Genomic DNA, 8,444 nt, shown 5'->3' on the forward strand with positions numbered 1-8,444 from the left:
GTTAAGATATAGTTTTTAGCTATATGAATTAGTTAAGTATTTGTATTTCACAAGTGAAGTGCTGATTGTCATACTGGTTTCTCGTAAGCAGTTCTAAGGGGTCATTATGGCAATCAAAAATGATAAAACTACTCCACATCGCTTTGATGTTGTTGGCAGCTTTCTTCGTCCAGAGAATCTTAAGCAGGCTCGTATTCAGTTTGAAAAAGGTCAGATTGATTCACATGAGCTCAAGCAAGTAGAGGACAAAGCTATTACAGAGCTTATCCAAAAGGAGAAGCAGGCAGGCCTTAAAGTTATTACTGACGGTGAGTTTAGGCGTGCAACCTGGCACCTTGATTTTATGTGGGCGTTCGAAGGTATTGGTCATGCGCCAACTAATACTGGACTTCCTTTCCACGATGAGATTGCAGAGATTGACGACACCTTCCTCGTAGGAAAAGTGGAGCTCATTAAAGAGCATCCTTTTATAGAGCACTTCCGCTTTGTTCAGCAGTTTGAGGACGAGACAACCGTTGCCAAGCTTACTATTCCTGCACCTGCGCAGTTTATTGAGCAGTTCATTATGCCCATGAACCGCGAGCAGACTAACAAGTACTATGCCAACGACCAGGACCTTCTTGAAGACATTGTCGCTGGCTATGGCACATTTATTGAGCAGGCATATGCTGCAGGCTGTCGTAATCTTCAGCTTGATGACTGCTCATGGGGCGTGCTGGTTGACCCACGTGCAGAGCTTTTCTTTGGCGCTGACCAGGAGGGTCTTAAGAGGATCAAGGCACTGCTCTTGGAGATTAATAACCGCGTTCTTGATGCAGCTCCAGCTGACTTGACTATTAACACGCACGTTTGTCGTGGCAACTTCCATAGTACCTGGGCTTGCGAGGGCGGCTATGACGATGTGGCCGATGCTCTTCTTGCTCAAGAGCACGTAAACGCTTTCTTCTTAGAATTTGATGATCATCGCTCCGGTGGCTTTGAGCCTCTGGCTTCTGTTCCAGCTGGTAAAAAGGTTGTGCTTGGTCTGATCACCACTAAGCACGCCCAGCTGGAAGAGAAAGCCAAGGTTATTGAGCGTATTCATGAGGCAGCTCAGTACGTAGCTCTGGAGAACCTCTGCCTTTCTCCCCAGTGCGGCTTTGCAAGCTGCGAGATTGGTAACAAGCTCACCGAAGATGAGCAGTGGGCAAAGATTGCGCTTGTGAAAGAAATTGCTGAAGAGGTTTGGGGCTAAATGTTAGTTGTGTTACGGCTAGTTTGCAGATAATGCACCGTTTACCGAAGAGTTTCTGACCATACGTTCTTCTCGACTCCTGTCCACTAAAATGGACAGGAGTTTTTTTATTGGAGCTAGACTTCGGAGGCAGTATGCCAAGCGAGAAGACCCGCTGCTTGCACCTCGTAAAAATTTTTGAGGAAGAAACTGACGATGACCATGGCTTAAGTACTCCTCAGCTTATTGAAAAGCTGGCAGAGCGCGGGCTAAGCGTGGAACGTAAAACACTTTATGACGACATCAAATCGCTGCAGAATTTTGGCTACGACATCCAGTCTTATCAGCGCCATCCTGTTGAGTATGGCCTAGCAACCAGGAAGTTTCAGGCTGAGGAGCTCATGTTGATGGCAGACGCTGTGCAGTCATCAAAGTTTTTGACGGAGCGCAAGGCAAATAACCTGGTGAGCCTTATTGGAGAGCTAGGTGGGAAGTCTACCTCTGACACGCTGAAGAAGCGCATCCATGTTGAAGGTCGCATTAAGTCGCAAAATGAGTCTGTGTTTTATGCGCTTAATGCTATTCAAACGGCACTCTTGCAGAAGAAAAAGGTCTCGTTTAAGTATCGCAAGAAAGGCTTTAAAGATAAGGTTATTGAAGAGCTTCCCGTAAGAGAAGAAACGCCTGTTCAACTTACGTATATTGACGATTTCTACTATCTTATTGTGTGGAACGATAAGCATCAAAACTTTGTCAATTATCGCGTGGACCGCATGTTTAGACTTGAGGTCTCTGATACTGATGCCACGGTTAACGAGCAAATCAAACAGTTTGATATAGATAAGTATCAAGAGCGTGTCTTTGGCATGTATTCGGGCGAGGTTGTTGAGGTAACACTTCGTGTCAATGAGCGCGTAATGTGCTCAGTATATGATCGCTTTGGCAAGAACATTATTTTGAACAATCCAAGTTCTGATGGAACTACAGCTGACGTACATGTTTCTGTAATGGAAGCTCCAACGTTTTATGGTTGGCTTGCAACATTTGGAACAGATATAGAACTGATAGCTCCAAAGAAGACCAGGCAGAAATACCAAGAGTACTTGAGCGGAATTCTTCAGAGCTACCAAACACAGAAAGGGACTAGCTAAACGGCGAAGACGGGCTAAAACGGACGGGCTAAACCAGACAGTTCACGAGTACCAATTAGCGAGCATCAATGACGTAAAGGCCTGCTTTAACGAGAAGATGACCATGGTGATCGCTGAGCTGTGTAATCTTGCAGGTAATAATGTTTTGATGTCCGTAGAAGAGCAGAGTACTCCAGAGAGAGTTGTTTTCTCTAGGAACAAAACCCAGCTTATGGTCATTAGAGTACAGAGCAAGAGCCTCTGGGTCATAAGGGTTATCGCGTTCAGGAACAATGGTCAGATCTGAACCAAGTTTAAGTTGATCAAAAATAAGCGGAGCGTCGTAGTAGGGAAGACCGGAAATAACAAAGGAATCAACAAGTTTTGTAGGACTATACATAAGAGCCTCCTTAGAAGATGTTAAGGATAGAGTAGAGAAGTTAAAAAGCATGAGTGTCCAACAGATTGGACAGTATAAGAAAGCTGTAGGGCAGTAAAAAATTTAAAGGGAGCTTATATGATTACAACTAAGAGATTGTTTCTTATTCCATGGCATGCATCTGATGCCAATGAGCTCTATGAATTGGCAAAAGATCCAGAAATTGGTCCACTTTGTGGATGGGAACCTCACAAAACTTTAGAAGATTCCAAGCAGGTTCTTGCAAACGTGCTGTCCGATAAGTCCTGTTATGCCGTAAAAGACATGAGGACCGGTCATCTAATTGGTTCAATGTCGTTGGACTTTGAAGAAATTCCTGATCCAAAGGATTCCTCAAAACAGCTGCATCAGGCAGAAATTGGCTATTGGATTGGTCGTCCTTATTGGGGGCAAGGGTTTGCATCTGAGGGTGCTCAAGCTCTTACCGCATATGCATTTGAAGAACATGGTGTTGACCAGGTAATTATTAGATATCTTGAGCGCAATAAAAAGTCTGCTTCAGTGGCTCGTAAGTGCAGCTTCACGGAGATGGGTACTATTACAGACTTTAATAAGTACACAGGCAAAGAAGAGCAGTTTGGTATATCAATGCTCACAAAAGTGGACTGGGAACGTGTTCAAAAATAGCAGTTGTTCTCGCTATTTTGTGTATTGTTTTTAAATGTTGCATAAGGCAAACTCGTATATGCAACGACAAAACTACATGTAAAGTAAGTAAAACAGTTAGTGGATTAAAGATTCTGCTTGTAAGAAAAGCGAAAGAAGTCTGCATATGATGATTAATAAACGCCTCATTGCCCTCATTGAGGAGAGTAAAAAATATATTGGCTTGACCGTGCTCTACCAGTGGATTGCTCTGCTTGCCAATATTGTATTTATGTACTCTCTGGCAAGAATGATAGAAGCTTTGTTCATGGATTATTTTGTCCTCGAAGAGCAGTTGGTGTTTATTGCACTCTGCCTTATTGCTATTGTGATTAGGTATTTCTGCAAACTTGCTCAGCACAAGACAAGCTTTTACGCAGCAAAAAGGGTTAAAAAGACCCTTCGCGAGAAAATCTATCAGAAGCTTTTAGAGTTTGGTCCTTCTTACAAGAACTCATATGCTACCAGTGAAATTGTTCAGCTGGCAGTTGAGGGTGTCGATCAACTTGAGACATATTTTGCGCAGTATCTACCACAGTTCTTCTATGCAGCTTTAGCGCCACTGACACTATTCCTGACGTTGCTTTTTATTAGTCCGGTAGTTGGCATTGTTTTGCTGGTATTTGTTCCGCTTATCCCCATGACCATCGTTCTTATCCAGAAGTTTGCTAAGAAGCTTTTGTCTAAGTATTGGGGCCAGTATACTCAGCTTGGCGATACGTTTTTGGAGAACCTGCAGGGTCTGACCACAGCAAAGATTTACAAGGCTGATGGTTTTAAACACAAGCAGATGAACGAGGAAGCCGAGCACTTTAGACGTATTACCATGAAGGTTCTAACCATGCAGCTCAACTCCATCACCGTGATGGACGTTGTTGCATTTGGTGGAAGCGCACTTGGTACAATTCTTGCAATTCAGCAGGTAAATGACCACCTCCTCGTTATGTGGGAAGGCGTCTTTGTCATTTTGATTTCGGCTGAGTTCTTCCTGCCTATGCGTCTTTTGGGCAGTTATTTCCACATTGCCATGAACGGTATGGCAGCGTCGGACAAGATCTTTGACCTGCTTGATATGCCTGTTCGCGAGCAGGGAACCAAGACAGTTCCCGAGTCCAGTGATTTAACGCTGCGCAATGTCTCCTTCTCTTACGACGGCGAGAAACCCGTCTTGGTGAATGTTTCTTTTGGAATGCGCGCTAACTCTTTGAATGCCCTGGTAGGAGAGTCAGGCTGCGGAAAATCAACAATTGCATCACTTCTGACCGGAAAACTCCGCTCGTATTCTGGAGATGTTCTGTTTGGAAATACCAGTTTGTCAGACATTTCTGACCAGAATTTGCTTCAAAACGTTACGTATATTGGCCATCAAGCACATCTCTTTATGGGAAGCGTTCGCTCTAACCTTGCCATGGGTAATCCAGAGGCAACTGAAGAACAGCTCTGGCACGCCCTTGAACAGGTCAATCTTGCTGAGTTCGTAAAGTCTTTGGGTGGACTTGACGCGCCAGTTGCCGAGAAGGGCTCCAACTTGTCTGGTGGTCAGCGTCAGAGATTAGCACTGGCCAGAGCCTTGCTTCACAATAGCCAGATGTACATTTTTGATGAAGCTACTTCAAATATTGATGTTGAGAGTGAAGACGTTATTATGCAGCAGGTTCACCAGCTTGCTCAGACAAAGATGGTGCTGGTAATTTCTCACCGCTTAGTAAACGTTAAAAATGCTGATCAGATTGTTGTTATGCAGCATGGTCGTGTTGTTGGAAGTGGAACGCACCAAGAGTTGCTTGCAACAAATGACGAGTACAAACGAATGACGCAGGCCCAGACTGAGCTTGAGAATTATGTGAAAGGAGTTGAGGCGTAATGAAAACAGAAGTTAAGAACAGCGCCACAACTGCACGTACTTCTCGCCGTAGTGCGCTCACCATTATGTTGAGGCTGGTGGGGCTGGTTCGTCCGCTGGCTGGCTTTATGATACTTGCAATTTTGATGGGCGTTTTGGGTAACCTTGCCGCCACGTTCATCAGCATTTTTGGAGCATATGCGCTGCTCAGCGCTATGGGCTTTGCTTCATCTTCTCCTATGGCGTTGCTTTTTGGTGGCATGCTTTTGTTTGCCCTGGTCCGCGGTCTGCTGCGCTATGCCGAGCAGGAATGCAACCACTTTATTGCGTTTAAACTACTTGCGCTTATTCGAGACCGCGTGTTCACGGCGTTAAGAAAGCTTGCGCCAGCAAAACTTGAGGTCAAAAATAAGGGCAACCTGATGAGCGTCATTACTTCAGACATTGAGCTGCTCGAGGTTTTCTATGCACACACTATCTCGCCTATCTGCATTGCGGTTGTGTTCTGCGTTGTTATGGTGTGGTTTATTGCAGGTACTACCAACTTGATTTTAGGCGTCATTGCACTTGTTTCTTACCTGATAGTTGGCGTGGCAATTCCGCTTGCTATGTCTAAGCGCTCCGAGCAAGACTCTGCTGAGGCAAGAGATCTTGCTGGTAAACTCTCGACGGTTACCCTTGATAACCTGCGTGGTCTTGACGAGATTCTGCAATATAACACTGGTAAGCAGATGATTAAGGAAACAAGTCAGTTAGCTGATCAGTTAAGCGACAGACAGCAGGCAGTTAAGAAAGCATTTGGTGTCAACGATGCTGTCACCTCAACGGTCATTCTTGCCGCAACACTAGTCATGTTCTTTAGTTCGTTCTACCTGGCCTATCACCAGCAGATTCTTATGAATGAAGCTTTCATTGTCACCATTGCATTGATGAGTTCGTTTGGGCCTGTTGTGGCTTTGGCTGCACTTGGTACAACCCTGACCAGTACGTTTGCTGCAGGCAATCGTGTTTTGGATATTTTGGACGAGCAGCCCCTGGTTAAAGATGTAGTGGGTCAAAAAGACATCTCCTATGAAGGTGTGCGTGTATCTGAGCTTTCATTTGCGTATGATAACGAGCAGATTCTGGACAACATTTCCGTGGATATTCCTACCGATAAGATCGTGGGAATTGTGGGAAAGAGCGGCTCAGGCAAGTCTACACTGCTAAAACTTTTGATGCGTTTCTGGCCAGCAACGCCTGGTGCCATTGAGATTTCTGGAACCCCTTTGGAGCAGGTTAATACCTCTAACCTGCGCGATCTTGAGAGCTACATGACGCAGGATACGCATCTGTATCACGATTCCATTAAGAACAATCTCCGCATTGCAAAGCTTGACGCAATGGATGAAGAGATTGTTGAGGCGTGCAAGAAGGCTTCAATTCACGAGTACATTTCCACGCTGCCTCAAGGTTACGACACGCCCGTTGCAGAGCTTGGTGACTCGCTTTCTGGTGGAGAGCGCCAGCGCATTGGCCTTGCTCGCGCATTCTTGCATGACGCGCCACTCATGTTGCTTGACGAGCCAACCAGCAATCTGGACAGCCTAAACGAGGCAATTATCTTGCGCTCGCTTGATAAAGAAACTGAGCGCAAATCCGTGGTTCTTGTCTCTCATAGGGCTTCTACCATGGGAATTGCAGATGTTGTTTACACCGTTGATGGGGGACGAGTGAGCTGATGACACCTGAAGAAATTGCGCAGAAACGTCAAAAAGAAAAAGATCTTATTTCGCTCATGATTCGTTTTTATTGCGAGAAGTACCATCGCACCAAAGCCCACGAACCTCTGTGCGACGAGTGCGCTGAGCTTGAGAAGTATGCGCATACGCGTGTGGACCGCTGTCCTCACATTGAGACAAAGACGTTTTGCTCAAAATGCAAATCGCATTGCTATAGCAAAGAGATGCGCGCTCGCGTTAAAGAGGTCATGAAATCCACAGGACCTCGACTGCTCCTACACCATCCAATTCTTGTAATCAAGCACGCGCTTCAGTAACGCAGCCCTAGTTGGCCTTGTACACCTTTGACATCTGCGATTTTCTCGCCATTTCACGGTCTTCTCGCCAAAAGTGAGAAGACCGCATTTTTTTGAATCTTTTTCATTTGAAACATAACTGTTAACTCTGAGAATTACGTATTTTTGTCGCGGCGCGTTAGGTTTACAGTGACCTCTCGCTTTACAGAAGGAGGTACTGCGTTGATTAAATCTAAGAAAGCGTCATTTATTTTTAAGCTATGTATTGCTGTGATTGGCACCTTTGTACTGTGTGATTCTGCGGGCGTCTTCCGAATGAACTTCCGCGTTTCTTTCTTGTATTACTTCACCAACATCTCTAACCTGCTGCTTGTTGCTTATTTCTGGGGTGCGCTATTCCAGGCTTACAAGCATCCCGAGACTGCTCAGAAGCCATGGATGCCAACGGTCAAGCACACGCTTATGCTGGGCATTACCGTAACTGGCCTGGTAGCTTACTTCCTGCTTGACCATGGCGAGGTCTTTGTCAACGGCGTCTTTAAGTTCAACAATTTTATTCTGCATGATGTGATTCCTATCTGCGCCGTTTTGGACTGGCTGCTCTTTGACGAGAAGCCAACTATGGGCTTCAAAGAGCCTCTGATCTGGCCTTTGTATCCGCTCACGTATTTTGCGTACATTATCGTTTTGGTCCTAGGCTTTGGCGTGCAGATTAAAGAGAAGTCTCGCTGGCCTTATGGATTTATGGACTTTGACAAGCTAGGAGTCCCAACAGTTGCTTTGACCATTGTGATTTTGATTGTTGTCTTTGTTGCCCTGGGCTACCTCTACGTCGTCATTGACAAAAAACTTGGCGAGAAGATCAAGAAGGCTGAGAACTAAACGGACTGCATAGTCAAAGCGAGGTTAAAACCTTAAGCGATTGCACAGCGCTCGGCACTTGTGAACTGCCTCCCATTTCTTGGACATAAGAAATAGGAGGCAGTTCAAAACACACCTAAGTCGGATAATCTGTTAAAAAGACGTATACATGACGCAGAAAATACCTCAATCATGCAGAATATCTTCATTAGGTGTGTAAAATGCCCGCATTTGAGCAGATTATCTGACTTAGGTGTGTTCCGTAGATACTAAATTTATCGATAGTTAAATTCCTT

The 8,444-nt window shown here is 45.1% G+C and carries 8 protein-coding genes; 7 read left to right on the forward strand and 1 reads right to left on the reverse strand.

The window, feature by feature from the left end; genetic code table 11:
- The first annotated feature begins 106 nt into the window (after nucleotides 1-106).
- The gene (locus RWJ96_RS06630; RefSeq protein ID WP_314019596.1) at nucleotides 107-1,234 is read left to right on the forward strand and encodes a 5-methyltetrahydropteroyltriglutamate--homocysteine S-methyltransferase; all 1,128 of its coding nucleotides are present in this window, start codon (nucleotides 107-109) and stop codon (nucleotides 1,232-1,234) included.
- Between the two features lie 134 nt (nucleotides 1,235-1,368).
- Entirely contained in the window at nucleotides 1,369-2,364 is a 996-nt protein-coding gene (locus tag RWJ96_RS06635; protein ID WP_314019597.1) for a WYL domain-containing protein, read from the forward strand.
- Nucleotides 2,365-2,419: 55 nt separating this feature from the next.
- On the opposite strand, the gene RWJ96_RS06640 is transcribed toward RWJ96_RS06635, so the two are convergent.
- Nucleotides 2,420-2,743: an HIRAN domain-containing protein gene (locus RWJ96_RS06640; RefSeq protein ID WP_314008173.1), complete on the reverse strand. Its 324-nt coding sequence runs from the start codon at nucleotides 2,741-2,743 to the stop codon at nucleotides 2,420-2,422.
- Nucleotides 2,744-2,860: 117 nt separating this feature from the next.
- On the opposite strand from RWJ96_RS06640, the gene RWJ96_RS06645 reads away from it, so the two are divergent.
- From RWJ96_RS06645 to RWJ96_RS06665, 5 genes are all read left to right on the forward strand, one after another.
- Nucleotides 2,861-3,409: a GNAT family N-acetyltransferase gene (locus RWJ96_RS06645; protein WP_314019598.1), complete on the forward strand. Its 549-nt coding sequence runs from the start codon at nucleotides 2,861-2,863 to the stop codon at nucleotides 3,407-3,409.
- 145 nt (nucleotides 3,410-3,554) lie between these two features.
- The gene (locus tag RWJ96_RS06650; protein ID WP_314019599.1) at nucleotides 3,555-5,291 is read left to right on the forward strand and encodes an ABC transporter ATP-binding protein/permease; all 1,737 of its coding nucleotides are present in this window, start codon (nucleotides 3,555-3,557) and stop codon (nucleotides 5,289-5,291) included.
- Complete coding sequence (locus tag RWJ96_RS06655; protein WP_314019601.1) at nucleotides 5,291-6,991, forward strand: ABC transporter ATP-binding protein; 1,701 nt, start codon at nucleotides 5,291-5,293, stop codon at nucleotides 6,989-6,991. The genes RWJ96_RS06650 and RWJ96_RS06655 overlap by 1 nt, the downstream gene beginning before the upstream one ends.
- Nucleotides 6,991-7,308, forward strand: a complete 318-nt coding sequence (locus RWJ96_RS06660) for a nitrous oxide-stimulated promoter family protein (protein WP_314019603.1) — start codon at nucleotides 6,991-6,993, stop codon at nucleotides 7,306-7,308. The genes RWJ96_RS06655 and RWJ96_RS06660 overlap by 1 nt, the downstream gene beginning before the upstream one ends.
- Before the next feature lie 201 nt (nucleotides 7,309-7,509).
- A complete protein-coding gene (locus tag RWJ96_RS06665; RefSeq protein WP_314019604.1) occupies nucleotides 7,510-8,169 on the forward strand; it encodes a Pr6Pr family membrane protein in 660 nt (219 codons plus the stop codon).
- Nucleotides 8,170-8,444 lie beyond the last annotated feature (275 nt).

It is taken from the genome of Lancefieldella parvula (assembly GCF_963547875.1).
GTDB lineage: Bacteria > Actinomycetota > Coriobacteriia > Coriobacteriales > Atopobiaceae > Lancefieldella > Lancefieldella parvula_D.

Bases quoted from the DNA above. Each gene is read 5' to 3' on its own strand.
- RWJ96_RS06630 (WP_314019596.1), top strand. From the start codon at position 107: ATGGCAATCAAAAATGATAAAACTACTCCACATCGCTTTGATGTTGTT.
- RWJ96_RS06635 (WP_314019597.1), top strand. From the start codon at position 1,369: ATGCCAAGCGAGAAGACCCGCTGCTTGCACCTCGTAAAAATTTTTGAG.
- RWJ96_RS06640 (WP_314008173.1), bottom strand. From the start codon at position 2,743: ATGTATAGTCCTACAAAACTTGTTGATTCCTTTGTTATTTCCGGTCTT.
- RWJ96_RS06645 (WP_314019598.1), top strand. From the start codon at position 2,861: ATGATTACAACTAAGAGATTGTTTCTTATTCCATGGCATGCATCTGAT.
- RWJ96_RS06650 (WP_314019599.1), top strand. From the start codon at position 3,555: ATGATGATTAATAAACGCCTCATTGCCCTCATTGAGGAGAGTAAAAAA.
- RWJ96_RS06655 (WP_314019601.1), top strand. From the start codon at position 5,291: ATGAAAACAGAAGTTAAGAACAGCGCCACAACTGCACGTACTTCTCGC.
- RWJ96_RS06660 (WP_314019603.1), top strand. From the start codon at position 6,991: ATGACACCTGAAGAAATTGCGCAGAAACGTCAAAAAGAAAAAGATCTT.